Source organism: Aulosira sp. FACHB-615 (assembly GCF_014698045.1).
Classification (GTDB): Bacteria; Cyanobacteriota; Cyanobacteriia; order Cyanobacteriales; family Nostocaceae; genus Nostoc_B.
Genome location: NZ_JACJSE010000023.1, coordinates 1 through 23,883, shown reverse-complemented (window position 1 = coordinate 23,883; position 23,883 = coordinate 1). Strand labels below are relative to the sequence as shown.

General features: G+C 40.7%; 26 protein-coding genes. 14 read left to right on the top strand and 12 right to left on the bottom strand.

Annotated elements, in window-relative coordinates:
* Nucleotides 1-32 precede the first annotated feature (32 nt).
* The 6 genes from H6G77_RS26155 to H6G77_RS26130 form a co-directional block, all read right to left on the bottom strand.
* Nucleotides 33-542 (bottom strand): Imm1 family immunity protein, encoded by a 510-nt coding sequence (locus H6G77_RS26155; RefSeq protein WP_190590968.1) that lies wholly within the window; start codon nt 540-542, stop codon nt 33-35.
* The gene (locus H6G77_RS26150) at nt 542-925 is read right to left on the bottom strand and encodes a deaminase (RefSeq protein WP_190590970.1); all 384 of its coding nucleotides are present in this window, start codon (nt 923-925) and stop codon (nt 542-544) included. Before H6G77_RS26150 ends, H6G77_RS26155 begins: the two co-directional genes overlap by 1 nt.
* A 45-nt stretch (nt 926-970) precedes the next feature.
* Nucleotides 971-1,714, bottom strand: a complete 744-nt coding sequence (locus H6G77_RS26145) for a M50 family metallopeptidase (protein ID WP_190674752.1) — start codon at nt 1,712-1,714, stop codon at nt 971-973.
* A gap of 203 nt (nt 1,715-1,917) precedes the next feature.
* Nucleotides 1,918-2,736, bottom strand: coding sequence for an FHA domain-containing protein (locus tag H6G77_RS26140; RefSeq protein WP_190873103.1), 819 nt, complete (start codon nt 2,734-2,736; stop codon nt 1,918-1,920).
* Between the two features lie 313 nt (nt 2,737-3,049).
* Nucleotides 3,050-3,772 carry a 6-phosphogluconolactonase gene (gene pgl, locus H6G77_RS26135; protein WP_190873102.1) on the bottom strand — a complete coding sequence of 241 codons (723 nt, stop codon included), beginning with the start codon at nt 3,770-3,772 and terminating at the stop codon, nt 3,050-3,052.
* 483 nt (nt 3,773-4,255) lie between these two features.
* Entirely contained in the window at nt 4,256-7,078 is a 2,823-nt protein-coding gene (locus H6G77_RS26130; RefSeq protein WP_313933908.1) for a CHAT domain-containing tetratricopeptide repeat protein, read from the bottom strand.
* 528 nt (nt 7,079-7,606) lie between these two features.
* Here H6G77_RS26130 and H6G77_RS26125 point away from each other — a divergent pair.
* Nucleotides 7,607-7,897, top strand: a complete 291-nt coding sequence (locus H6G77_RS26125; RefSeq protein ID WP_190674761.1) for a hypothetical protein — start codon at nt 7,607-7,609, stop codon at nt 7,895-7,897.
* 566 nt (nt 7,898-8,463) lie between these two features.
* Here the strand turns inward: H6G77_RS26125 and H6G77_RS26120 are convergent.
* Nucleotides 8,464-9,519, bottom strand: coding sequence for a hemerythrin domain-containing protein (locus H6G77_RS26120; protein ID WP_190674763.1), 1,056 nt, complete (start codon nt 9,517-9,519; stop codon nt 8,464-8,466).
* A gap of 256 nt (nt 9,520-9,775) precedes the next feature.
* Between H6G77_RS26120 and H6G77_RS26115 the strand changes: the two genes are divergently transcribed.
* The 3 genes from H6G77_RS26115 (at nt 9,776) to H6G77_RS26105 (ending at nt 11,632) form a co-directional block, all read left to right on the top strand.
* Nucleotides 9,776-10,516 (top strand): DUF2993 domain-containing protein, encoded by a 741-nt coding sequence (locus H6G77_RS26115; protein WP_190674766.1) that lies wholly within the window; start codon nt 9,776-9,778, stop codon nt 10,514-10,516.
* Between the two features lie 26 nt (nt 10,517-10,542).
* Complete coding sequence (locus tag H6G77_RS26110) at nt 10,543-11,091, top strand: DUF2231 domain-containing protein (protein WP_190591115.1); 549 nt, start codon at nt 10,543-10,545, stop codon at nt 11,089-11,091.
* 313 nt (nt 11,092-11,404) lie between these two features.
* The gene (locus tag H6G77_RS26105) at nt 11,405-11,632 is read left to right on the top strand and encodes a DUF167 domain-containing protein (RefSeq protein ID WP_190590983.1); all 228 of its coding nucleotides are present in this window, start codon (nt 11,405-11,407) and stop codon (nt 11,630-11,632) included.
* Between the two features lie 140 nt (nt 11,633-11,772).
* Here the strand turns inward: H6G77_RS26105 and H6G77_RS26100 are convergent, their stop codons facing one another.
* A complete protein-coding gene (locus H6G77_RS26100; RefSeq protein WP_190674770.1) occupies nt 11,773-12,699 on the bottom strand; it encodes a lysylphosphatidylglycerol synthase domain-containing protein in 927 nt (308 codons plus the stop codon).
* Between the two features lie 212 nt (nt 12,700-12,911).
* Between H6G77_RS26100 and H6G77_RS26095 the strand changes: the two genes are divergently transcribed.
* On the top strand, nt 12,912-13,427 hold the full coding sequence (locus H6G77_RS26095) for a DUF6658 family protein (protein ID WP_190873126.1): 516 nt from the start codon (nt 12,912-12,914) through the stop codon (nt 13,425-13,427).
* A 70-nt stretch (nt 13,428-13,497) separates the two neighbouring features.
* Nucleotides 13,498-14,067, top strand: coding sequence for a hypothetical protein (locus H6G77_RS26090; protein WP_190674773.1), 570 nt, complete (start codon nt 13,498-13,500; stop codon nt 14,065-14,067).
* Between the two features lie 193 nt (nt 14,068-14,260).
* On the opposite strand, the gene larC is transcribed toward H6G77_RS26090, so the two are convergent.
* Nucleotides 14,261-15,532, bottom strand: a complete 1,272-nt coding sequence (larC, locus tag H6G77_RS26085) for a nickel pincer cofactor biosynthesis protein LarC (RefSeq protein WP_190873101.1) — start codon at nt 15,530-15,532, stop codon at nt 14,261-14,263.
* A 97-nt stretch (nt 15,533-15,629) separates the two neighbouring features.
* Between larC and H6G77_RS26080 the strand changes: the two genes are divergently transcribed.
* The 3 genes from H6G77_RS26080 (at nt 15,630) to H6G77_RS26070 (ending at nt 18,602) form a co-directional block, all read left to right on the top strand.
* Nucleotides 15,630-16,289, top strand: a complete 660-nt coding sequence (locus H6G77_RS26080) for an L-threonylcarbamoyladenylate synthase (protein ID WP_190590989.1) — start codon at nt 15,630-15,632, stop codon at nt 16,287-16,289.
* Nucleotides 16,290-16,661: 372 nt separating this feature from the next.
* Nucleotides 16,662-17,879, top strand: coding sequence for a HetZ-related protein (locus tag H6G77_RS26075; protein WP_190590991.1), 1,218 nt, complete (start codon nt 16,662-16,664; stop codon nt 17,877-17,879).
* 246 nt (nt 17,880-18,125) lie between these two features.
* Nucleotides 18,126-18,602 (top strand): PD-(D/E)XK nuclease superfamily protein, encoded by a 477-nt coding sequence (locus H6G77_RS26070; protein WP_190590993.1) that lies wholly within the window; start codon nt 18,126-18,128, stop codon nt 18,600-18,602.
* On the opposite strand, the gene H6G77_RS26065 is transcribed toward H6G77_RS26070, so the two are convergent.
* Nucleotides 18,599-19,432, bottom strand: coding sequence for a DNA adenine methylase (locus tag H6G77_RS26065; RefSeq protein ID WP_190873100.1), 834 nt, complete (start codon nt 19,430-19,432; stop codon nt 18,599-18,601). The two genes, H6G77_RS26070 and H6G77_RS26065, sit on opposite strands and share 4 nt — an antisense overlap.
* 162 nt (nt 19,433-19,594) lie before the next feature.
* Between H6G77_RS26065 and H6G77_RS26060 the strand changes: the two genes are divergently transcribed.
* Nucleotides 19,595-19,801, top strand: a complete 207-nt coding sequence (locus H6G77_RS26060; protein ID WP_190873099.1) for a DUF751 family protein — start codon at nt 19,595-19,597, stop codon at nt 19,799-19,801.
* Nucleotides 19,802-19,949: 148 nt separating this feature from the next.
* Nucleotides 19,950-20,354 (top strand): 30S ribosome-binding factor RbfA, encoded by a 405-nt coding sequence (rbfA, locus tag H6G77_RS26055; protein ID WP_190590998.1) that lies wholly within the window; start codon nt 19,950-19,952, stop codon nt 20,352-20,354.
* 178 nt (nt 20,355-20,532) lie between these two features.
* On the opposite strand, the gene H6G77_RS26050 is transcribed toward rbfA, so the two are convergent.
* The gene (locus H6G77_RS26050) at nt 20,533-22,377 is read right to left on the bottom strand and encodes a serine/threonine protein kinase (RefSeq protein ID WP_190873098.1); all 1,845 of its coding nucleotides are present in this window, start codon (nt 22,375-22,377) and stop codon (nt 20,533-20,535) included.
* Nucleotides 22,378-22,685: 308 nt separating this feature from the next.
* Here H6G77_RS26050 and H6G77_RS26045 point away from each other — a divergent pair, with 308 nt between their 5' ends.
* The 3 genes from H6G77_RS26045 (at nt 22,686) to H6G77_RS26035 (ending at nt 23,685) form a co-directional block, all read left to right on the top strand.
* Complete coding sequence (locus tag H6G77_RS26045; RefSeq protein WP_190591002.1) at nt 22,686-23,174, top strand: hypothetical protein; 489 nt, start codon at nt 22,686-22,688, stop codon at nt 23,172-23,174.
* Between the two features lie 101 nt (nt 23,175-23,275).
* A complete protein-coding gene (locus H6G77_RS26040; protein ID WP_190674786.1) occupies nt 23,276-23,494 on the top strand; it encodes a hypothetical protein in 219 nt (72 codons plus the stop codon).
* Nucleotides 23,491-23,685, top strand: a complete 195-nt coding sequence (locus tag H6G77_RS26035; protein ID WP_190873097.1) for a hypothetical protein — start codon at nt 23,491-23,493, stop codon at nt 23,683-23,685. Before H6G77_RS26040 ends, H6G77_RS26035 begins: the two co-directional genes overlap by 4 nt.
* Here the strand turns inward: H6G77_RS26035 and H6G77_RS26030 are convergent.
* A partial coding sequence (locus H6G77_RS26030) for a transposase (protein ID WP_190870516.1) occupies nt 23,680-23,883 on the bottom strand: 204 nt, incomplete at its 5' end. The two genes, H6G77_RS26035 and H6G77_RS26030, sit on opposite strands and share 6 nt — an antisense overlap.

Sequence of the window (23,883 nt, the reverse complement as noted above, 5' to 3'; positions counted from 1 at the left end):
AATTTTTTAATAGGCAGAATGTTTATCCATTTTTATACCAATACTAAAGATTCATCTTCTTGCCAAGTAAACAAAGGTTCAAGTTCACCTGACTCGGCAAATGTGATTGCAGCTATTAAGCATTGGGGTAAATTCACACAAATTTTCTCAGAATAATTCCCTGCTTGTCCACCTACAACTAATTTTTGCTCATTTGCAGAATTTGTATTTTTGTTGTTTGCATTTATTAATGATTGATAAAAGATAGATAAATTAATTTTATCATCAGAAGTATCTGAGTTGGTTATTTCATAATTAACTGGATGCAAAAGAGAATAAAAAATCTCATTATCTAAAGTGACAGTAACAATATATTGACCTTCATTACCTCCACCAATCATCATATAACTTTGCTCATCAGCTTCTAAACTAACTAAAGTTTTACTTTTACCATCTAACTCACAAATAGCTGTTTTTATTTGTTGCCAATTAGGATTTTCAATGAAAGTTTCTTCATTTTTGTTCCCTGTCCATTTATCTGTATATAGTTTGGATACAAACATTATTTGCTCCTTGTCTTCGGAACTGTAACTTTAATGGTTTGACTTCCACTGGGAGTAATAATCTCTAATTCTTCTATACCTAATTGATAAGCCATAGAATTAACAGCGCCTTGTAAACCACAAGCACGACATAAATCTCTATCTACTATCAAACGCGCTTTGGCTGCTTTAATACCAGCTTCTAATGCTTGCTGAAAGGCATCAGCTTCCGCATGAGTTTTAGAAATAATATTAACCTTCAAAGTTATTTGCCGACGATAGGGATTACTACTAGAATTTATACCAAAAAAAGTTTGACCATTTATTTCTAGTTTAGCAATTGTTGAGCCGTCATTTTCACTATCAGCAGGAGGTAAACCCAGATGCTGTCTATATTCAGCCAAGTCATCAAAAATACTGTCCGTTTTTGCTCTCCTTTGAATTGAGTATTACACTGAACGATAGGCAATGCGGAGACTTTGAATCAAGATAATCAAAGAAGCGATCGCCATCAAGCCGCCCCAAAACCAATAAGGTAAAAGTAAATATCTTTGCATCTGGGCTGTGTCAGATAGCCCCAAAGAACCAGCACTATAACTAAATAAATAATTGAGTTGGTGATAAGTACTCACGCAAGCTTGGACACCCAAAAATTGAATAGCAAAACCTTGCATCCAACGGGGTGCTTTTAAAGAAATACCAAGAATAATTAAACCTAATAAGGGAACTGCTAACAACCCAAACCAAGAACGCACCCAAATTAATGTAGATAACAATAGAAAACTACCTAAAACTTTTAAACTCAAAGATGCGGCTTTAAAACTGCGGGAAGCCAGAATCAAAGCTGCACCAGCAATTGGCGGCCCCATCGGCCCAGCCGCAGCGACTAAACCGGGGCCAAGGGGGCCAAGTGAGGTGGCGATGCGGTAAGTAGCTACACCGGAACCATTGCTAAAAATTTCTAACTTTTGAAACTGTCCACCTAAAATCAGCGCCATTAAACCGTGTCCCATTTCGTGAAACCAAGTTGCCAGAATGGTGAACGGGTATAAAATATAGTCGCCGCCGGGAACCTGCCACAACACAGCCGTAGCGATCGCAGCTGCAACTAACCAAGTCAACCCCATACGTTCTACCTCTGGTGGGGCTTCTGTAGAGAGCAAAGTTGCAAAATCTTTACTTGGTTCCTTCATGGCGTACTTTCCTGAATGTAATTACCCCAATGAGTGGAGTGTCTTTTCATCCATCCTAATCTAAGGAGGCAGTGGTTCGGCTACGCTCACCAACCGGAGACAGGAGGCAGGAGGCTGAGTGTGGGGAGTGTGGGGGGAAAGACTTCTTCACCATCCTCCCACCCCTCCCCCACTCCCTACTCCCTACTCCCTACTCCCTTTTTTTAAGTTAACTGAAAGATAAATGTTACCAAGTCACCTTTACCGAGGCTGATGCGATCGCCTGGGCGGAGGCGGTGTCTGTTCCCTGGTAATAATGGCAAGTTATTAATATAAGTGCCATTGGAACTACCGACATCTTCAACATAGAAAGCATCTCCCTCAACGCGAACATCTGCGTGGATGCGAGAGACAATTTCTGAATTACTAAACCCGGAAACATCGATATCGGGGGGGATGCGATCGTTGGGTTTACCGATGTGAATTACCGACAGACTTTGGGGTAACTCAATTTCGCGCTCACTTTGAATGTGAACTAACCGCGCTGTTACCTGTTGTAACTGAGTTCTAGATACACCTGCGGGGGCTTGTACAGGTACAGGTGCGGGTACTGTTGCTTCTGGTTCAGGTACAGGTGCGGGTGCGGGTTCTGGTTCTGGTTCGGGCGCAGGTACAGCAGCTACAGGCGGTGGAGATGGAGGTGCGCTTTCCACTGCTAAGGGTTGTTGTGCTGTGGCTGGTGGTGCATTAATTCCTAGTGCGTCTGGTTGTAACAGATCCAACAAAGGATCTGGTGTCACTAATGGTGGTACTTGTATAGGAACTTCGGGAGCAACTGTAGGTGCAACAGCCGCAGGAGGAACAGGAGCAGGTGCAGCAGCAGAATGGAGATTAAACCCACATTGACCGCAGAAAGCAGCATCAGCCTGTACCGTTGCTCCGCAGTTGGGACAGTTACTAGTCGCTGGTAAAGGCGTATAGCAAGCTTCGCACTGGACAGCGCCGTTAGGATTGGGATGATTGCAATTCGGGCAGACGATCATTGATTTAAGCCTTTGTTGAAGATCAGCGTTAGATAGCACTGGTAAGCAGAAAAAACTCCGTAGATGCTTCTGCTTCCACCAATCAGCAGTTTTGCAAGGGGGCAATTCTAGCTTTCGATTTTAACAACTACTCATGATAATGAAGAGTGCTGAGTTGAAAGTGCTGAGTGCTGAGTAAAAAGACCACCCAAAAGGACTGGGGAATAGAGTATAAATCTACATCTGGTGAGAAGATGCTGCCCAAAAAGGGCAAGGCATTTGTACTTTTTACTTAACTCAGCACTCAGCACTCAGCACTCAGCACTCAGCACTTCTAGTTTGGCAATTCCGCCCCAGCAGCCGCATCTAGTAGCCACCAAAGTTCCCCTTGAGGGCGAATTAAGCGAGATGGGTAGCTAAAGTCATCGGCTTGAGGGGCAAAGACTTGGGCTAAAGCAGGACGTTTATTAGCACCAGCTACTACAAAAATCACGCTACGAGCAGCGTTGATAAAAGGGTAAGTAAAGGTGATGCGAGGATTGCCATCTTTATTACCCACAGTCACTAAGCGATCGCTCACTTTTAAAGCTTCGGTGTGGGGAAACAAAGATGCTGTATGGGCATCATCACCCATACCCAGCAAAATTACATCTAATGATGGAAACTCACCGGGAGCAGAATGAAAAAATTCTTGTAAATCCTGCTCATGCTTGGCAGCCGATAAAGCTGGATCAGCGTCTAAAGTGGGCATAGCGTGAATATTGGCGGCGGGGATATCAACACGGTCTAACCATGCACGCCGCGCCATTAATTCATTGCTATCGGGATGATCAGGGGGAACGTAACGCTCATCACCCCAAAAGACGTGAATTTTATCCCAAGGCAAATCTTTTGTAGCGATCGCTTCATATAAAGGCTTGGGTGTACTCCCGCCAGATAAGGCAATCGTAAATTGCCCCCGTTGAGCAATGGCGGTTTCTAACTTCGATAAAATTAACTCTAGCGATCGCGCTATCAGCGCAGACTGATCCGATAGAATTTCTACCTGTTTATTCATGGCTTGATAATTACATTGCTGGCTTCCAGCAATACGATACCGAACTTCTTACAAACCCTCCTTTGAACTTTTGAAACTTTTAACATCTAAGACTTATGCACCAAGATTATCTGTGAACAATGGGTGTAGGGGTGAAAGGGTATGGGGTGAAAGGGTTTTAGATACCTACACTCATATATCCCTACACCCTTGCCCAAACTTTTGATTTTTCATCTCACTGCATAAGTCCTAACATCATCAGTTAGGTGGGCAAAGTTTAACCTATTTTATGGTTATCATCTGTCAGGTTATTTTGTCCGTAGTCAGTGGTACTAACTGGGAAGAGGGGTGTGTCAGGGTTTAAGGGTGTACTTCGACCCTTCTCCTGCCGGAGACGCTACGCGAACGACAGGCTCAGGGCGGCGCTGCGCTCAGTAACCAGGGTGTAGGGAAATAAGCTCCCGTAGTACTCACTCAAGGTAGGAAAGAGTTTGCTGTAACCTATCACCTATCACCTGCTACATTCCGCAAAGGTGTCCAATTACCCGAAGGAACAAACGCCGCCCAAAATCTGGGATGCTGATATTCTTGTGTTTTGAGTAAATCTAACTGTGCTGCACGCAAAGCTTCATGTCTTCCTTTACCTGCTTGCAAATTCTGGTAATACTTCGCCATCAAATCTTTTGTTGCAGCATCATCTACTAACCACAGACTTAAAACTTGGGTTTGAGAACCAGCAATTACTAAAGCGCGACGCAAACCATACACACCATCGCCCACTTTGACATCGCCTCTACCAGTTTCACAAGCCGACAGCACCACTAACTGATTAGAACGTAAATCTAAACCAGCAACTTCCAGCGCCGTCAAAATCCCATCATCACCTGTTGTTACCTGATTACGTTTGTTTGCACCAGCTAAGGCTAAACCAGAACGCAATAAGGGGTTTTCTACTGCTAATATCTTTTGTGAATTTGGTTTTTCTGCCGAATCTAATGAGGCGTTGATATTTTGGGCAATATCAGCGATGAAAAAACCGTGAGTTGCCAAGTGGAGAATCACCGGACTATGTAATTTTTTCACTGCCGTTTCTGTGGCATTTTTTCCTAATAATAATTTGGCATTTGGCAAAACTTTTTTAATGGCGATCGCTTCATATTTAGTTGCAGACAAGGGCAGAAATTCCAAGGTTGCCAAGTCACTAGAGCGTTGATTTGGCAAGGTCTGTACACTGGGCTTTTTATTAGAGGCAACAGTTGTATTTTGATAGTCATAATCAATATCTGCCAACACAACCGGAGGCGAAGTATTACTAAAATTTGACTGGAAACGTAATAAATCCCGCCCAGTTGTCAGGTAAGAAAATGAATAACTCTGAATTAAAAATTTGTCTTGCTCATCTTTGAGAGCTTCAAAAGGAATTAATGTTAATTGTCCATCAGGAGAAATTAAAATATGCCGCGCATCACCCAACAAAGGGCGAATGGGTGTGATTAATTTTTCATCTAAAGTGCGAGCCAGTTTATTAAATGTTCTACCAATGGCTAACGCTGTGCGGAAATCTATCGCTAATTTATCAATTTCTGCGGCTTCACCTAAATCAACCCATGTTGGTTGACCTTGAGAACGCAATACCACTACCGCATAACGGGGTTTCCCAAATTTTTCCGCTTCCGTTGTGGCTTTGACGTTGAATGGTTTATACTGCACAATCTCTAACAAAGCAGCATCTTGAGGTATTTTGGCTTGGACAGCTAATAAATCGACTGGTTGAATTTGCTGACGAAATTCGGCACTTTTCACACTAATTTTGGCTTCTAGTTTTTCCTTTTCTGATTCCAATTTTCCTATCTGCTCTGTTGGGTTAGCAGTTTGTTGTGTTGAACGGGAAAAAACTAAGGCTGATAATTGCTGTTGTATTTGGAACCATTGAGTAAATAGTTTTTGTGTTTCGGGATTTTTATCTAATTTGCTGCGTAATATTTGGATGCTGTCAGCTACAGCATCTAAGACTAGCCCTTTGCGACGTAATACAGTAGTTAAAGCTAAAGATGCGGCGGCTGGATTTTTCCGTGCTTCTTGTAAAGCCAGGGAAACAGTAGCATCAGTTGTCCCCGCAAAAGTCTTAATATAATCCTGTTTGTTTTTTTCTGAGCCAACAGCAAAAATTAAATCAAGATTTTTGGCTTGAATATCTAACCCACGACGCTGAAAATCAACAGCATGAACAATATCACCCTTGGCTTGATACAGAGAAGCCAAATTAGTTAAGCTAATAGCCACATCAGGATGTTGTTTTCCTAATACCTTTTCATAAATGGCTAAGGCGCGGAGATGGATAATTTCTGCTTGTTTATATTTTCCTTGTGAACTATATAGTGCAGCCAAATTATCTAATTTATTCGCAACATCGGGATGTGATTTACCTAAAATCTTTTCACTAATAGCTAAAGCGCGGAGATATAAAGGTTCTGCTTTAGTAAACTTTCCTTGGGCATTATACAGTGCAGCTAAATTATTTAAAGTAATTGCAATATCGGGATGTTCTTTCCCAAAAACCTTTTCATAAATAGCTAAAGCACGCAGATGCAGTGCTTCCCCTTGTTCATATTTCCCCTGGGAATCATAAAATAATCCCAAATTATCTAAGATAGTTGCAAAATCAGGATGTGAATTACCCAGCAACTTTTCATAAATAGCCTCTGAGCGGAGATACAATGGTTCTGCTTGTTTAAATCTACCTTGTAGACGATACAGTCCAGCTAAATTATTTAAGCTAATAGCGACATCGGGATGTTCTTTGCCAAATATCTTTTCATAGATAGCTAAAGCACGCAGATGCAACGGTTCTGCTTGTTCATATTTGCCCTGTTTTCTATACAGTAAAGCTAAATTATCTAAGCTAGTGGCAATCTCACGATGGAAGTTACCCAATAATTTTTCTTTAATAGCTAGTGAGCGGAGATACAGAGGTTCTGCTTGTTGATATTCTCCTTGTGCTTGATATAGTGCAGCCAAATTATTTAAATTAGTGGCAACAATTAGATTTTCTTGACCAAGGACTTTTTCTCTAATAGCTAATACACGTTCAGCTAAAGGGATAGCAGTACTATATTTTCCTTCCTGGTATAACTTGATGACTTGTTGATTTAGTTCTTCAGCTTCCTTTAAGGCTGCTTGTTGCTCTGGGGAATATGTAGGAGTTTGCTGTTGCGCCATCCCTTTGACTGGCATACTTAACACTAACCCTGGTGTTATTCCCGTCACCATTATCCAAGGAGCAAGACACACACCCGTAGCATTAATCGCACTGAAGAACTTTTTCACAATCAACTCACAAGCATTTTGGTTTGGTTAAGACATCAATCATGTCCGCCCTCAGAATGTTTTGTAAAGCTGTTGTCAACAAAACTCAAAACCTTCTTCTTCCTCTCCGCGCCTTTGCGCGGCAGTCGCTACAAGTCGGGAAACCCGCCCAACGCGCTGCCTTGCCTCTGCGTGAGACAATCCCACAAAATTTCTCGACACTTCACCCTCAGAACCTCAACATTCAGCCTCTAAACCTCAACATTCAACCTCAAAGGCTTACTTTTCACCCTTTGAACTTCAACATTCAACCTTAAAGGCTCAACTTTTACCCTCAGAACCTCAATGTTCAAGTAAAAAGGCTGAAAATTCTAATTCAAAGGCTCAATTTACTATTGAAAAACCAAAATTTTATCTTTTGTAGTTGACAGTTTTGTGGTTTTCTTCATAACATTTGTTGGGTTCCACTTCGTTTCACCCAACCTACAAACTCAGGCGATCGCACTTGAGTTTCTCAAAGTAAAATTACTTTATTTCTTTCTACTTACTATGTCGCTGGATTACCCGGACTACGAGGAACTACGAAAGAGAAGCAAATTTTTAGGATTGCTCTGGCGACTTAGTGATGTGGGCTATTATTTCGGATTAATTGGTAGCATTATTTGGCCGTTAGCGGTGATTGGTTGCCAAATGACAAGTCGAAAACGTCAGTTGCCTTGGGATAAAGCCTTTTTGCTTCTAATCTTAGGTATGCTACTCTATCTCAGTCTTTTCTGGGGGGCTACACAGTTTAAGAAATTTGTATTAAGAAGAGGAAAAAGCCTGAAGAGTAAGCTTTGACAAATTTTGGTGGTAGCGAGTAGGTTGGGTGCAGGCGCACAAGAAATATTGACAACAAGATAGCAAATGTATATTGCGCCGTAACCCAACACAAAATCAGAATATATTGAGAAAATATTTTGGCAGGTAAAATAATTGCAGCATAAATTTTACCATCGAAATTGAGTTATTTTTGTAGTTGACAATTTTGTGGTTTTCTTCATAGCATTTGTTGGGTTCCACTGCGTTTCACCCAACCTACAATATCAGGCGATCGCACTTACGCAGTAAGAGGATGTTTGAAAAGTATTTATTCGTAGTTTTAAGTACTCGTTGATCCCCCCTAGCCCCCCTTAAAAAGGGGGGAATTAATCTCAAAGTCCCCCTTTTTAAGGGGGATTTAGGGGGATCTAAAATATTTTGCTACCAACAAGCAGACTTTTAAAACAACCTCTAAGACAAAATATCAAGGGTATAAGGGTGTAGGGGTATGGAGGTGTATGTATCTAAAACTCTTACACCCCATACCCCTTTAACCCCTAAACCCAGCCTCCACAGACAATCTTGGTGCGTAAGTCCGATATAAATTAGACATTTGCTCCAGTTGCAGTTCCACCCAATCGTTGTTGAATTTTGGCTTTAGCTGCTTTAAATTCGGTAGCGAGTTGCTCACTTTGTTGAGTGTTCAAGTTGTTGCGGATGGCAGCAAACATTGTGCTTTCTTCTTGACGAATGTGGTCGCCAACAATATCCATCAAATTTTTGATTCTATCTTTAAATTCAGAGGTTGAAGGACTAATACCTTTGATTTGATTTAAAAGCCGCTTCATTTCGGCTTGTTCATCATAGAGTTCTTGGGTATCGCCTTCACCATAGAAAGAGCGAACTCTGGGGTAAACTACTTCTTCTTCAGCTTCAGCATGGGCAGTTAAATCTTTGTAGATTTGACCAAAGTATTCTTGAATCTTTTGTGGATCATTGCTTTGGAGCAATTCAGTAAACAAGATATTTACTTTGTTATGATCCAAGCGAATCACGTCTTGGATGTTCATATCTTGTTTGTCAGTACCTTGGGTAACAGCACTACCTACTGCGCCGCTAAAGGCTGCGATCGCATCTTGGACTCTTGCCCAAATTCCTTGGTCTGCATCTTGTCCAGTTAACTCACGCACACCTAAGATTTCGATAATACCTTTGAGTTGCTCTTGGTGAGCGCGGTTTTCAAAGTTAACGGGATTGATAGGCCCAATGGCTGCTAGAACATCAGCACCAACTTTTTGTGCTGCTTTATGGACTAACAAGCCACTCAAAACTTGTTGATGCTTTAATAATTCGTGCTGGGATACTTTTTCGTAGAAACTCAGTTCCGAGCCTTGCATCAGTTTGCGAACTTGTTCAACCATTTGCTGAACAGTTTGTTTCGGTTCTTTCTGAATACCATACTGCACGATTACAGTTTCGATGATGCCCAGATTTTTGCGATCGTCTTCTAGAAAGTCACGGATACGATCAGAAATTTCACTATCTGTAGATTCTCTCAAAAATAGCTCTTCATTTTCAATCAATAATTGTTGAACTAATTTAATACTAGCTAATTTACTAGCAATAGCATCGCGCTTTGTATCATCTAAAGTTAATACCATTCTGAAGTTCTCCTCAAAAAGCAATCGGATTATTACTAGTCACAGCTTGTCATAAGACTTAATCATCTTTCCTCTTTCTTTTGAGCGATTAATTTCAGAACTCTAGATAGAAAACAATCTTTTTTTACATATAGAGTTTCTGATTCTTCTTTTAGAGATACACAGAATAATTTTTGTCTCCATCGTTGGGTAGATAAAATTTTGCAATTATTTTTCTAAATTGTCCAAAGAGAGTCAAACACGAGATAAGAGTGCGATGTCAGAAAGCCCTGGAATCGGAGAGCAAGCACTAAATAAAGCTGCCGAAATAGGATTATCTAGCCAATTGGATGAAGTGGAAAATCTAGATGTCAACATCAAAACTGATCCAATAAAAATGCTTCAGGGGCAAGTCGATGCAGTCACAATATCAGGTGAAGGTTTGGTGATGCAGCAAGACCTCCGAATGGAGGAATTAGAAATGCAAATGGGGAATGTTGCCATTAATACTTTAAGTGTGGCTTTTGGCAAAATTGAATTGACTAAACCGACAGAAGCTAGTGCAAGAGTTGTATTGACTGAAAATGATATCAACCGTGCTTTTAATTCGGAATATGTACGATCGCAACTTCAAAACCAGAAAGTGCATATTAATGGTCAACTCATGAGTATAGAACCCCAATCGGTAGAATTTCGCTTACTTGATCATCAAAAGATATGGCTCAATGCAACCATTCAATTAAAGGAAACAAGAGAAATTCAACAAGTTGCTTTCTCTGCAATACCTAAAGTCAGTGCTAATGGAGAAACTGTATCGTTAGAAAATGTCGAGTATGGCGGAGGTGAAGAAATCTCACCAGAATTAACAAAAGCTTTGATTGAGCAAACTAGCGAAATTCTCAATTTATCTAATTTTGATTTAGAAGGTATGAGCTTGCGAGTTAAGCAAATAAAAGTAGAACCAAGTAAATTAACGCTGCAAGCAGAAGCTTATGTAGAACAAATTCCCTCTGCTTAAACAAAGGATCATTATTTATGGAAACTATGGAAACTTCAGACACAACATCGGCTTCTAGTCCTTTTCCCAATATTCCACCGATGATTGAGAGTGATGATCGAGAGTATCGTGATACTGGCGTACCTAGCACAGTTGCGATCGCCGGACATCCTTTACACCCTTTAAGCGTAATTTTCCCGATAGCCTTTTTAGCAGCAGCTTTAGGAAGCGATTTTGGCTATTGGTTAACTCGTGATTATTTCTGGGCGCGGGCTTCTTTGTGGTTGATTGGACTCGGATTGGTTGGAGGTTTAATTGCAGCTGCGATCGGGTTAAGCGACTTTTTGAAAATTGAGCGAGTCCGTAAACGCACGGCTGGTTGGGCGCACCTGATATTGAATGTTTCTATCCTTGTTTTAACGCTGTTGAACTTTATTTTGCGTTGGGGTGACGCAGAAGCCCGGATTTTACCTTGGGGATTATTAATATCTCTGGTGGTGGGAACTCTGACTAGTGTTTCTGGGTGGTTTGGTGCAGAACTTTCCTATCGTCATAAAATTGGTGTAGTAGGGGCTGGTAGTAAAAGATATCCATAACTTTATTTGAGATTCAAGTTATGACGGGTAAAATTTTGTTGAGTTTCTAATTTGTAGAAAATGCGTCACAATCGTAACTCAAAAATATTCATCATCTTTTTCTTGCTCATCGTCACAGCGATGGGCTTTTTATTTAGGGACTGCTAACTAAAAAGATATCCTTCCCCTACACCCCCATACCCTTACACCCGTACACCCTCTTTCAAGTCAGAGGTAGTGGGAAAAAGAGAAATATACTCTCTTGAAAATTGGATATTTTGCTTATGATATATTTGGTTGCATTTTATGTTGGCTGTGGCTAGGAAAATAGGCAATGCAAAAAAGAGTAAAAGTCAAACCTAATTCTAAACAACAAAAAGTCGAAGAACAAGCAGATGGAAGTTTAACTGTATATTTAAAATCGCCGCCGATTGATGGGAAGGCGAATGAAGAATTAATTAAGGTTTTAGCTGATAAATTTGATGTGCCGAAGTCTTATGTCAGTATTAAATCAGGTTTCTCTTCTCGACAAAAACTGATTGAAATTCAAACTGAGATTTAATATTCATATAGGACTAATATTTGATTTTGGAAAAAAATCAGTACACTCAGATCAGGCTTCTTTCCTACTCCCGATTCCCCATTCCCTATTGCCTACCTACACAAATAAATTCAGAAATCAAACCGGATTCCTATACTATTTTAGTTATTGGTTTTGACTAAACGTTCGTCTAGCCAAGCTAAAGCCGCACCGGATGTCTCCGCTAAGATGCTGATGAGACGATATAAAGCGATCGCACTAATCACGACCGCCGAGGGAAAACGATTCTGCAAAAGTGCGATCGCTGTAGCTTCAAATACACCTATCCCCCCTGGCGCACCGGGAACTACTAGCCCTAGCAGCCAAGCAATACTAAAACCCCCGAATAATAAAGGAAATTGGCTAAGATTTATGGGGTAAATTGCCAACATAGTCAAAATAAACCCTAAACTACGCAGTCCTAAAAATCCAACTTCTCCTAACAAAGGGCGAAAGGGATAACGTTCAAGATTGATAGTTACTTGTGGCTGATTTCTATTAGGTGATTTTTTATTTTTTAATCTGTATAAAAAGCGAATTACTGGGTTTAAAAACCAAGGATGTATGCCACAAAGTATCACAACTAAAATCACAAATTGTAATATTTTGAGAGCTAAATTAGTTTGAGTCACAGCCAACTGACTGCCAAATAAAACCACAATTATTAAAGCGGCTGCGGCCATAAGTAATGGTTCTAATAAGACACTAATGGTTGCTACCCCTCCAGAAACATTGGCATTTTTCGCAGCCATAATCCGCCCATAATAATGCCAAACATTACCCGGAAGATATTTGGCGATATTAGTTTTTAAATAGGCTTGAATAAATGGAATCGATGGTACGGGTTGATTTAAATCGCGCAAAACCCAAGTCCAAATCCAGCCAGCCCACGTATGTGCTAATAAAGTTACCCCAGTGGCGATCGCTAAAATTGCCCATCCTGCTGCATCAATTCTGATAGTTGTTACTCCTACCCAATTATCCTTTAAGGCTTTGGCAACAAAAAATAGTGTCCCACCCAAAATCAACCAGCGTAAAAATTGCTTCATCACTTTAGCTAAGTCTTATCTCTCTACAGTCAGATGTAATTATTACATAATCATTGAATATAATGCGACTTAAGCCAGATGTTTGATTAATATTTACTAATTAATATGGGAAATTGTTGGTCAAACAAAAGTCAACTAAAACAAGAATTTAACTTGCTTAATTAACTATTAAACCAGCAAATAAACTTGTTCATAGTTGCAAGGAGGCAATGATGAAAAATTTAACGGCGTTATGGAAAAACCTCAGACTACGCCAAGTTATAACAGTATTTTTGGCAGGTATGATTTTGATAGTTAGCACTGCTTGTAGTAGTGGAGATGTTACAGGTGTAAATCCTCAAAATCCTGCTGTACAAGCTGGTGGTGCAAACAATCCTTATAAAAATGGTGGAGATAAATATACTAGAAATTTAAGCAATAACGCTTATTTACCTTCTAGTTTATTAATTGCGACAAATCCAGAATCAGAAATCCTCTACCCTGGTGCAGAAACTCCGCAAGGCAGAGTTGAAAAAGAAAAAGAATTACCAATAATTACCAAGAAAAACTTTCAAAAACCTGAACCTGGAAATTTAATTCAAAATGAACCAGATTTAGGAAGTCGTGTGCAAGAACGGCTGGAAACTGTAAAAGAACAATTTCAAGATGCCAGCAGCTTTGTTAAAGAAAAAGCTGATGAAGCAAGTGCTAGACCAGAATTACAAAAAAATCCGGCAGTCGGCAGATAGAATTTTTGTTCTAGTGTGGGAAACTTCCATAAATTTTTAACTGATACCAAATTGAAACAGGAGTAAAACTATGAACAGAGTCATTAATTGGTTCAAGAATATTCGCCCTTTGAAAGTGTTAAGTGTTTTCTTAGCAGGTGTGTTTCTGATTTTGACACAAGCTTGTAACCGACCTAGTATTGCAGGTCAACCACCACAACCCAGCGCCCAATCACCTAATACTGAGCGTTATGACCCCACAAAATCTTATAACCTCAATTCTCCTGAAGGTGGGATGAATAACTTTAGTGATGTAGATCCGAGAGCGAAAAATTTTGAAAAAGCCGCTAAAAATCGAGCCGAAGATTTAAGCCGTAATGCCGAAAGAAATATTAACGAAAAAGGCATTGATAGCGCAGAACAATATGCTCGTAATTATCGCCAAGGTACACCTTTCCCAGAAAGAGTGAAAAACTTAGGTGAAGATATTGGTAGTTCTGTTCAAGGAACAGCAGAAGGTGTAGCGAAGGGAACAAAACGTGGTTTAGAAAATATCAAAGAAAACACCAGTGATGCGGCTCAAGACTTAACAAAAAATGCTCAACGCGCAGGCGAAGATGCTGGTGATACAGTCAACCGGACATTGAGAAATATTGACTAGAATTTAGTTAATTTACCGTAGGGAATAAAAAAGAGAGGAGTTAGAATAATTTTTTCTAACTCCTTTATTATTATTAGTATATAGCAATCCTATAGCAATCCTAAATGAGTTGTGAAAAGATATTCTTTTTAACGAACCGCAAAGGACGCAAAGGACACAAAGAAGGAAAAGAAAGAGAATTTCATAAATTATTTTACGAATACCAATGTTGCAGGGCAACTCTGTGAACTTCTCGCCAAGGCAGATTGTGTTGTCTGGCTAATTCGGCGCAGTCTTCATATTCTGGCTGTACATTGGTGATTGATTTATCTGGCGATGTTCCTTGCCATGCGACTTTGACACGTACTTTGCCATATTTTGTTTCTATTTGTTGAATTTCCCGTTGGAGGATGGCGCGTTGTTGGGTGGTGCGGCGAATACCTAAAGTGCTGGTTTCACGGAATAAAACTGCTTCACATTGGGTTAAATTATCTTGATGACAGATAACTGTTAATAAGATACCAGGACGGGATTTTTTCATACCTATGGGTTGGGTGAAGACATCCACTGCACCTGCGGCAAATAAGGCTTCAAACACATAGCCAATTGCTTGGGGACTTAAGTCATCAATTTGAGTTTCGAGTACGGAGATGGGTTCTAAAATCGGGCTGATTTCTTGAAAATTGCGGACATCTGCCTGAAGGCTGGTGCTTTCACCCAGCCACAGGCGTAGTATATTGGGAATAGGAAGATTGATAGTTCCCGCTCCCAATCCCACTTGTTTGAGTGTCATCGATGGCGGATTACCAAATTCTCTGACTAATGTGGTAGCGATCGCAGCTCCTGTTGGTGTTACCAGTTCCTTTTCAATGCCGTTACTGTAAACCGGGCAACTTCTCATTTCCCATAATTTCAACACTGCTGGCACTGGTACCGCCATTTGACCATGTGCAGCCCGCACCGTACCTCCACCTGTTGGCAATGCCGCACAGTAAAGTAAGGGGAATCCTGAGCGATCGCTATCAATGCCCAACCAATCTAAACCCAAACAAGTGCCAACAATATCTACAATTGCATCCACGGCACCGACTTCATGGAAGTGGACTTTTTCTGGCGCAACTCCATGCACTGCCCCCTCTGCTACTGCTAATTGTTGGAATACTGCTAAACTCCAAGCTTCCGCCCGTGTTGGTAGCTTTGCCTGACGAATCATAAGCTCAATTTCTGGCAGATGGCGGCCATGATGGTGATGATGTTCGTGGTGATGATGATCATGATCATCCTCGACTAAATCCACATGAACCTTCGTTGCCTGTTGACCATTTTTTTGGACAAGTTCCGCCCGTAAATGGTACTCCTGAGCAATTCCTAAATCATTTAATTTTGTCACCAAATACTCTACAGGAACACCCAGACTGACTAAGGCTCCCAGGCACATATCACCAGAAATTCCCGTTGGACATTGAAGATAAGCTATTTTACTCATAGGGGTTAGTCAATAGTCACTTGTCATTAGTTATTATCCCCCTGCTTCCTTGTCTTCCTTATGTCTCTCGTCCCCTTTTTCAAATCACCGTGTTTCTATGGCAAAAATTTTCACAGTGCATCCGGATAATCCCCAAAGCCGCCGAATAGAAGAGATAAAGTCTGCGCTCTCAAATGGGGCGGTCATGCTTTACCCTACTGATACGGTCTATGCGATCGGTTGTGATTTAAATGCCAAGTCGGCGGTGGAAAGAGTGAGGAAAATCAAGCAGTTAGCGAATGATAAACCATTAACATTTTTGTGTCCTTCATTGTCAAATGTAGCGACTTATGCGTTTGTCAGCGATACAGCTTATAGATTGATGAAGCGGCTGATTCCCGGCCCTTACACATTTCTGCTCCCCGCCACTAAGTTAGTACCGCGACTGGTACAAAATCCTAAGCGGAAAACAACTGGGATTCGCGTACCGAATCATACTGTATGTCTGGCTTTGCTAGAAGCGTTAGAAAACCCGATTATTTCCACTTCGGCACATTTGCCAAGTCATGAGGCGGATAATGGGAAATTTAGCTCAGAAGGTGAACCGCAGCTATCACGGGTAGAGTTATTTGATTATCTGGATAACTTAGTGGATGTAATTGTAGACACGGGTGAAGAACCAACATATCAAGTATCGACAATTTTGGACTTGACAGGAGACGAACCAATGATTACGAGACGGGGGTTAGGTTGGGAAGCAGTAGCAGCTTGGGTTTAAGAAACATACTTCACAAACTGAACCTGCCGTTTCGCAAACCTCGGTTAAAAACGCTCCAGTTTGGGGATTGTCATACTAAGTCATGGCTGGGAGTGGGTAGTCAGGATAGGAGTAAAAGTATATCTAGCAAGGATTTGCACCAATTGTGGACGCGATGCTTATATTTGTGTTGTCTGCAATTTGGTTACGGTGTCAAAAAGCGACACATTACTTTCACTGTAACTTTTTTAAATTTCCTACAGTCATATACATAAGCAGTGCTGGCAATGAATCTTGTATGGATGAATACTTAATAACTTTCCAGACAAGAACGTTTTCAGATGCTATCTTTGCGTTGTAGTTACGGTGCTATACCCTACCCTAGGAAAATTCATGAAAGCTAACCTTGTAAATCTACCAACCTCCACACCCAATTTTGTTGTTAGCAATGTTGCTATTGAAGAATTCTCAGAGGCAGATACTTTAATACAATTGCTGTGTCAGGAAATACAGGCGCAAGTCAAGGCAAGTTCTGGATGTGTAAAAGCTGTAGCGCAACGCATAGCCAAAGAAGTCAGAAGAATTTGTGATAAAAGTTCCCGTATCCAAACATCTGGACAAGTTCAATCTTGGCAGCTAACTTTAGCAAAACACCGTCTGCACAAGTGTCTGCACTACTACCAACTTGGTTCTCGGCGGGGACGGGTAGAGTTACACAGTAGTTTAGGTGCGATGGTTTACCGTCATGTTATGCCATCAGGTTCAGAATACGGTTTTGATGCACGTTACAATTTAATAGAAGATTTCCTCCAAGCTTTTTATATTGAGGCGATTAAAGCTTTCCGCCGGGAAAACGAATTGGCTGAAGATTATCAACCACGCACTCAGCTGCAATTAGCGGAATATATGGCATTTACAGAACAGTATGCCAAACGCCGGATTAATTTACCTGGTGGCAATAATCAACAGTTAATTATCTTACGCGCTCAAGGTTTTGCCCGTCGTCAACCCCAAGAAACTCCTGTAGATATTGAAATGGCAGTGGAGTCAGCGAAGGGTGAAGATGCTGAATCTTACCAACGTAATCCAGCAGTGCAGCAAATCCGCTCTAAAATGATTGCTCAAGGTCATGGTGATTTGTCGGAAGAATCAGAACGCGATCGCGTCATCTCAGAATTAGTAAAATATTTAGAATCTCAAGGTCAATCTGACTGTATCGATTACCTCAGCTTGAAGCTGCAAGACCTGTCTGCGCCCGAAATTGACCAAATTCTCGGTTTAACTAGCCGCCAGCGTGATTATCTGCAACAACGCTTTAAATATCATGTTGAAAAGTTCGCCAAGCAGCACCAATGGCAATTGGTTCATCAATGGTTAGGTGCAGGTTTAGAACAAAAATTAGGCTTGTCTTCCCAACAGTGGGAAACTTTTATTCAAGTACTTTCCCCCCAACAGCAACAAATTTTGCAATTAAAAGCAGCCAGACATAGTGATCAAGCGATCGCTAAAGCCTTAAAATGTACTCCCAAACAATTGCAAAAACGTTGGACTCATCTCCTAGAAATTGCTTGGTCTATCCGTAACGGTAATAGCGAAGTTCAAACTGGTTGAGTTTCAATGCAGAGTATCGCTGAAGTCAACACACAGAACATAGAAGTTTTCTTCACCCAAATTTATCTGCGTGTATCGGCGGTTAACTACTCTGAACCTCAACCATTTTTCACTACTTTTTTAGTACACAAGTACCAAAAATATCCTACTTTTTTCCCCTTTGAAAATTCATATTAAGTAACTGTCTATATGTCCCTGCTTCCATGAAATTCTAGAATATATAGAAAATTGACGGAGGACTTGAGAATGACTATGACTCAAGGCAAACGGGCAAATCAGGCAGGGCGCATTTTAGAAAGTAATGTAGACGCAATATTAACCGGACATAATTATTTCCAAATCGGCAATCATGTCACCAAAGAATATCTTTTAACTGCTCATTTATTACCGAAACGCTACGCTAAACAAGTTTATATCGGCGCAGGTCTTTATAATACTTTGTTAAAAGTAGATTTTTTTGTTGTTGGCTTACCCATCACACCCACTGGATTAATTATTGAATGTAAATGGCAAGAAAGTGGCGGTTCTGTAGATGAAAAGTTTCCGTATTTGAGTATGAACATTCAAGAATATTATCCAGCCCCAACAATTGTGGTGATTGGTGGTGAAGGTATGCGCGAAGGTGCAATTCAATGGCTCAGACAGCAAGTGAACCTAAATCATAACTTACTCGGAGTTTACAGTTTAGATAGGTTTATTGCTTGGGCTAACAAAAATTTTTAATAAGAAGTAATTAATAATTCGCTGATAATTCCTCGTTTTTTAGTATTAGAATTAATCGAGCGAGATGCAGAGATATCATAAATATTAAAACTAATTTCTGTGTAGATTTTTCTGATAAATTCGCAATCGGAATTACAAACCATCACCTTAACACCCCGATTTGCTAATTCAGCACAAACATTTCGCAACCGAATTTGGTCTTGTTCGCCAAAAGAATTGCCATTATAACCAGTAAAATAACTAGTATTGCTAATAGGATGATAAGGCGGATCACAAAATACAAAATCATCGCTACTATTAGCATAATTCAACACATTAATAAAATCTGCTTGCCTGATTTCCGATGATTTCAGAGCTTGAGATGCGGCTCTGAGTAAATCCTCCTGACAAATACTCGGATTTTTATAGCTACCTAAAGGCACATTAAATTTACCTTGAGAATTAACCCGATATAAACCGTTATAACAAGTTTTATTGAGATAAATTAATCGTGCTGCTGTTTCTAAATCATTATTACTTGTATGGGAGCGGACACTGTAATAATAATCTCGACTATGTTTAGCTTTATGTGCTTGTAATAAGCTAATTAAATCTTCTACTTGATCCCGGACGCAGCGATAAGTAGTAATGAGTTCAGCGTTAATATCTGTTAAGATTGCTGTGGTTGGTTGTAAATGAAAAAAAACCGCACCACCACCTAAAAAGGGTTCATAGTAAGTCTGATAAAACTTCGGAAAATAATTAATATATTGTTGAATTAACCGACTTTTACCCCCTGCCCATTTTAAAAAAGGACGTGGGCAAATTTCTGGAAGCATTTGAATAACCATTGACTGATAAGTTCACTAATTTAAGCTAGTAAATATAACAAAATATCGCTAATGCAGCATATTCTATATTAAGTGAGTAATTTTCATCCGCATAGATTACAATTAGGTAGATAAAGCATATCAAAACAAACGTCAGTTCATAACAAGGCAGTTTAGATTTCCATGTTTGACGGATTTTGGGATAACGTTCTTCGCTACCCCCGCTACTTAATTACAATCCTCGTTGGGCTTCTGGTGAACACATTCGAGCCATTATTGCCCTTGTTAAAACGTCCAGTCACCTTAGTTGCTGTTGTCGGCTTATTACTGGGCGGTCTGGCTTTCTTGACACTCACCCTCCGCGCTATGCTGGGTTTGAGTGCGGTTTAGACTGGGAACGATGGGTGGCTGTTGTTGTTGATGTTACTCAGCACTCAGCACTCACACCTCGACTTACCTCGACTTCGCTCGGTACAAGTCGCTCAGTGTAAAGCACTCAGCACTTTATTTATAACCTCTGTGAACAGGCAAAGATTTTATGGCTACAAATCGCCGCATTTCTCGTGTTGCTGAATTAATCAAACGGGAAGTTAGCCAAATGTTACTCAACGGCATTAAAGACGACCGTGTGGGTACAGGTATGGTCAGTGTAACTGATGTAGACGTTTCTGGCGATTTGCAGCACGCCAAAATCTACGTCAGTATTTATGGTACGGAAGAAGCCAAAGCCGAGACAATGGCAGGTTTAAAGTCAGCCACTGGTTATGTACGTAGTGAACTTGGCGCTAGAGTCAGGCTACGTCGCACCCCAGAGGTAATTTTTATCGAAGACCGTTCTATTGAACGTGGTACTAAGGTATTATCGCTGTTGAATAAACTCCAGTATGAGCGATCGCTAGACCCTGACGACACTGAAGAAGACATTGGCGCAGAAGAAGATTAACAGGACTTACATACAAAGATTCTCTGTTGAGACTGGGTGAAAGGGTTTGGGGTGTAAGGGTTTTAGATACATATCCCTACACCCCTTAACCCTCTCCCCAACCCTTGATTTATCATTTTTATGCGTACATCCTAAGAATATTCCCTCATACAAAACTTTCTTCTCTAGCCCCTAACCGCTATTGTTTCTCTGTTTTGGGAGTTTTTTGATGATCTTGCTTTTCTTGGGGCGGAAAAGCTTGTTTACCGATATTGTCGGCTGCTTGTTGAAATAAAGGTTCGATTTTATTACGCCAGTATTCGGTATCGGGTAACTTTTCGGGATGATTTTTGTAATCTAAAACCTTGTCCCAATTACCATCGTCAATTGCTTTGTTGATGTCATTAAATAGAGCATCAGCCTTAGACCAATCTTGCTGCCATTGGCTAATGATTTTACCTGTTTCTTGAATACTAGCAGAAGCATTGGCAGGAATTGACTTTAATAATGCGATCGCACCAACTAAATCTCCTGACTCATATTTTTTCTTCGCTTGTTCCACAACCTGGTCGCTATTTTCATTAGCTTTTGCTGGTTCTGATTTTTCCCCCTCAGTATTTGCTGTCTCTGGTGGAGTCGTTGTTTTAACCGCCTTTGGTTTGGGAAGAGGTCTAGCAGCAATTAGCGTGCTATCATCAACAGTCTTAATTGCAATACCTTTATCCCGCAAACAACCCAGCCATTCATCATTGTTCGAGATCACATCTGCATAAGCCCAAGCCAAACGCCCAGAGTTTAATTTCACTTGTATCCAATTGCGTTTTGTCCGCAGTCCAGTCACCTCAAAAGCTGTGTCCTCACCAATGGTTTTGAGAACATTATCAGAATTAATCGAACTCGGTTCCGAACGAATATTAGAATTACCTGTCACCATTGCCAAGCACTTATTCCCCGCAGTGGCATTTTGACCTGTAAAATTAGCGGTAAAATTCTTCACATTCGGATAGACATTCGCCACCAAAGCCGCCGCACTACCAGCTAAAAGTATCCCAATTAATAATGGTAGGGGATCAGATTTACTAGAAGTTCTGCGGGTAGGTTTGCTAACACCAGGATTTGCTGGCGCGAGTGCGAGAGTTGGTTGAAAAGACGCAGCAGGTTTCGCCCCAGAGTAAGCATGATTTAGCGACGGTTCTGGTGGTGCAGCTGGTGTTAACACAGGACTCATCAGAGTCACACAAGCTTGCAGTGCTTCGGTGGCTGTTTGGTAACGGTCTTTAAAGTGATAATGCACCATCTTTGTTAAGATAGATGCCAAACGATAGCTAACAGGGGCCAAATGTTGCCAGCGAATCTCGCCTGTATCTGGGTCTTCTTGTAACTCAGAAGTTGGTACACCTGTAATTGCTTGAATGGCAATCATCCCTAAAGCATAGATATCACTATTGGGGCGGGGTTTACCTTGTCCTTGTTCAGTGGGCATATAGCCAGGAGTCCCAATAACGACAGTGGCCGTAGTTTGTCCACCCACCGTCACCATTGAGGAACTTAACTGTTTAACTGCGCCAAAATCTACTAAAACTAATTTATGATCTGAAGAACGGCGAATAATATTATCTGGTTTGATATCGCGGTGAATCACACCTTGCTGATGGACAAACTCTAAAATCCCTAAAACTTCCTGTAACATTTGCAAAACTTGATTTTCATTCCAGCGTTGACCAGAAATGAGTTCATCAGTTAAGGGATGTCCTTCGATATATTCTTGAACTAAAAAGAATTCTTGATTTTCGTCAAAGTAAGCCAGCAGCCGGGGAACTTGGTCATGATATCCCAAACGTTCCAAAGTTTCCGCTTCGTTTTGGAACAGGCGTTTGGCAGTTTCAAAAATTTTGGGGTCAGAACTGGTAGGCTTGAGGTGCTTGACAACGCAGATAGGGTTTCCTGGCCGTCTTGTATCTTGGGCGATGTAGGTTTGACCAAACCCTCCCTTAGCCAGCACTTGAATTACTTGGTAACGATTATCCAGTAGCTTACCGATCATATTCCCTCCCCAGAGTTATTACCTAATTTTCCAGCTGGTAATAAATATCTCCAAATTTTTTTCCTTGAAATCCGCTATCTTGAGAAAAGATTTGAAATAAATACGTAGCTTTTTTATAAACCCTGTTAATTAACTGTGCCAATTTTAGATTTTAGATAGCCGATTTTAGATTTTTTTGGTTTATACTCCGCCAAGTCAAGGCGTAATATCAATCAACTTTCAAAATTTAAAATCCTCAAACTCTTTACCCTAGCGGTTAGAGTCAATCCAAAATCCAAAATCCAAAATCCAAAATCGTTTGACGACCGATGCCACCTAAAATAACCAATCCAGTTGCATGGCAACAGGCTGAACTCCTCATGCAACCAGCTTTCATTAGAGTTGTGGATAACATTCGCAAGCAACTCGACGCATCTGCTTGGAAGGGAACCTACCATGATGTGCTGATTTGGCCGCCTAGTACCACTGACGAAATAAAAGCCTTGGTAACAAGACTGTTGGAAGAGATGGAAAGTGCCACACCAGAACAAGCAGACGAAATCCGTAATACCCTGTCTCGGTTGCCAATGCCCCATCCAGGATATCATTTGCAGCTGCAACGTCAAGAGCAGCAAGTCAGCGTTGATTTGTGGGAATTGTGTTATCAAGTGTGTTTCGCCAATTACAGCCCAGAGAATGAGGCTGTGGATATTGATACTAGTTTAATTGATGAGTTGGGTGAAGTAGATTGGCAAAATCTAGAAGATAAGACAAAAAATTTAGTAGCGCAGGTGTTTGCAAGTTTACCTGATAGTTGAGTAAAAGTACATTAACTGAGTTGGCGATCGCTCCAACCTCAAGTAGATTTTAGCCCTGAACTCTGTGTGAAAATTAATAAAACAGAGGATAACTATTCACCATGACGGAATTACTTGAACAAGCGATTATCAAACTCAAAAGCTTACCAGTCAGTCAACAAGATGCTATGGCAAAGATGATTCTCGAAGAACTGGAAGATGAACAGCAATGGGATGCAGCTTTTGAGCGTTCTCCAGATGCACTAGCTTTCTTAGCAGCCCAAGCAATGGCTGAATATCAAGCAGGTAAAACTCAACAACTAGATCCAGATACATTGTGAATTCTCGCATCACTTCTCAGTTTCGCCAAGCTTTTGGTAACTTACCTGAAAATGTGCGAGAGCAAACCCGCCAAGCATATCGCCAATTTAAACAAGACCCAAACCATCCCAGTTTACGTTTCAAAAAAGTGCATTCAGAATTACCTATTTATTCTGTGAGAGTCAGCATACAGCACCTACGGCTGTTATGAGGTACAGTAGCAGCAACTAGCAAACCAGTTTCTTAAATGTTGAGGATTTATTAAGTCGAGTGCAACTGAGATTAGTTTATCAACCATTTCTGTTGTAGTTGGAGCAAAATTGCGTAAAAAAGATTTAAGTTGTGACCACCATAATTCAATTGGATTAAAATCGGGGGAGTATGGGGATAAACAAATAACTTTCGCACC

Coding starts and splice junctions, on each gene's coding strand:
- H6G77_RS26070 (WP_190590993.1), top strand. CDS start 18,126: ATGACTATGACTCAAGGCAAACGGGCAAATCAGGCAGGGCGCATTTTA.
- pgl (WP_190873102.1), bottom strand. CDS start 3,772: ATGAATAAACAGGTAGAAATTCTATCGGATCAGTCTGCGCTGATAGCG.
- H6G77_RS26060 (WP_190873099.1), top strand. CDS start 19,595: ATGTTTGACGGATTTTGGGATAACGTTCTTCGCTACCCCCGCTACTTA.
- H6G77_RS26105 (WP_190590983.1), top strand. CDS start 11,405: ATGCAAAAAAGAGTAAAAGTCAAACCTAATTCTAAACAACAAAAAGTC.
- H6G77_RS26110 (WP_190591115.1), top strand. CDS start 10,543: ATGGAAACTTCAGACACAACATCGGCTTCTAGTCCTTTTCCCAATATT.
- larC (WP_190873101.1), bottom strand. CDS start 15,532: ATGAGTAAAATAGCTTATCTTCAATGTCCAACGGGAATTTCTGGTGAT.
- rbfA (WP_190590998.1), top strand. CDS start 19,950: ATGGCTACAAATCGCCGCATTTCTCGTGTTGCTGAATTAATCAAACGG.
- H6G77_RS26125 (WP_190674761.1), top strand. CDS start 7,607: ATGTCGCTGGATTACCCGGACTACGAGGAACTACGAAAGAGAAGCAAA.
- H6G77_RS26120 (WP_190674763.1), bottom strand. CDS start 9,519: ATGGTATTAACTTTAGATGATACAAAGCGCGATGCTATTGCTAGTAAA.
- H6G77_RS26100 (WP_190674770.1), bottom strand. CDS start 12,699: ATGAAGCAATTTTTACGCTGGTTGATTTTGGGTGGGACACTATTTTTT.
- H6G77_RS26140 (WP_190873103.1), bottom strand. CDS start 2,736: ATGATCGTCTGCCCGAATTGCAATCATCCCAATCCTAACGGCGCTGTC.
- H6G77_RS26065 (WP_190873100.1), bottom strand. CDS start 19,432: ATGGTTATTCAAATGCTTCCAGAAATTTGCCCACGTCCTTTTTTAAAA.
- H6G77_RS26040 (WP_190674786.1), top strand. CDS start 23,276: ATGACGGAATTACTTGAACAAGCGATTATCAAACTCAAAAGCTTACCA.
- H6G77_RS26080 (WP_190590989.1), top strand. CDS start 15,630: ATGGCAAAAATTTTCACAGTGCATCCGGATAATCCCCAAAGCCGCCGA.
- H6G77_RS26115 (WP_190674766.1), top strand. CDS start 9,776: ATGTCAGAAAGCCCTGGAATCGGAGAGCAAGCACTAAATAAAGCTGCC.
- H6G77_RS26145 (WP_190674752.1), bottom strand. CDS start 1,714: ATGAAGGAACCAAGTAAAGATTTTGCAACTTTGCTCTCTACAGAAGCC.
- H6G77_RS26095 (WP_190873126.1), top strand. CDS start 12,912: ATGAAAAATTTAACGGCGTTATGGAAAAACCTCAGACTACGCCAAGTT.
- H6G77_RS26050 (WP_190873098.1), bottom strand. CDS start 22,377: ATGATCGGTAAGCTACTGGATAATCGTTACCAAGTAATTCAAGTGCTG.
- H6G77_RS26090 (WP_190674773.1), top strand. CDS start 13,498: ATGAACAGAGTCATTAATTGGTTCAAGAATATTCGCCCTTTGAAAGTG.
- H6G77_RS26155 (WP_190590968.1), bottom strand. CDS start 542: ATGTTTGTATCCAAACTATATACAGATAAATGGACAGGGAACAAAAAT.
- H6G77_RS26075 (WP_190590991.1), top strand. CDS start 16,662: ATGAAAGCTAACCTTGTAAATCTACCAACCTCCACACCCAATTTTGTT.
- H6G77_RS26045 (WP_190591002.1), top strand. CDS start 22,686: ATGCCACCTAAAATAACCAATCCAGTTGCATGGCAACAGGCTGAACTC.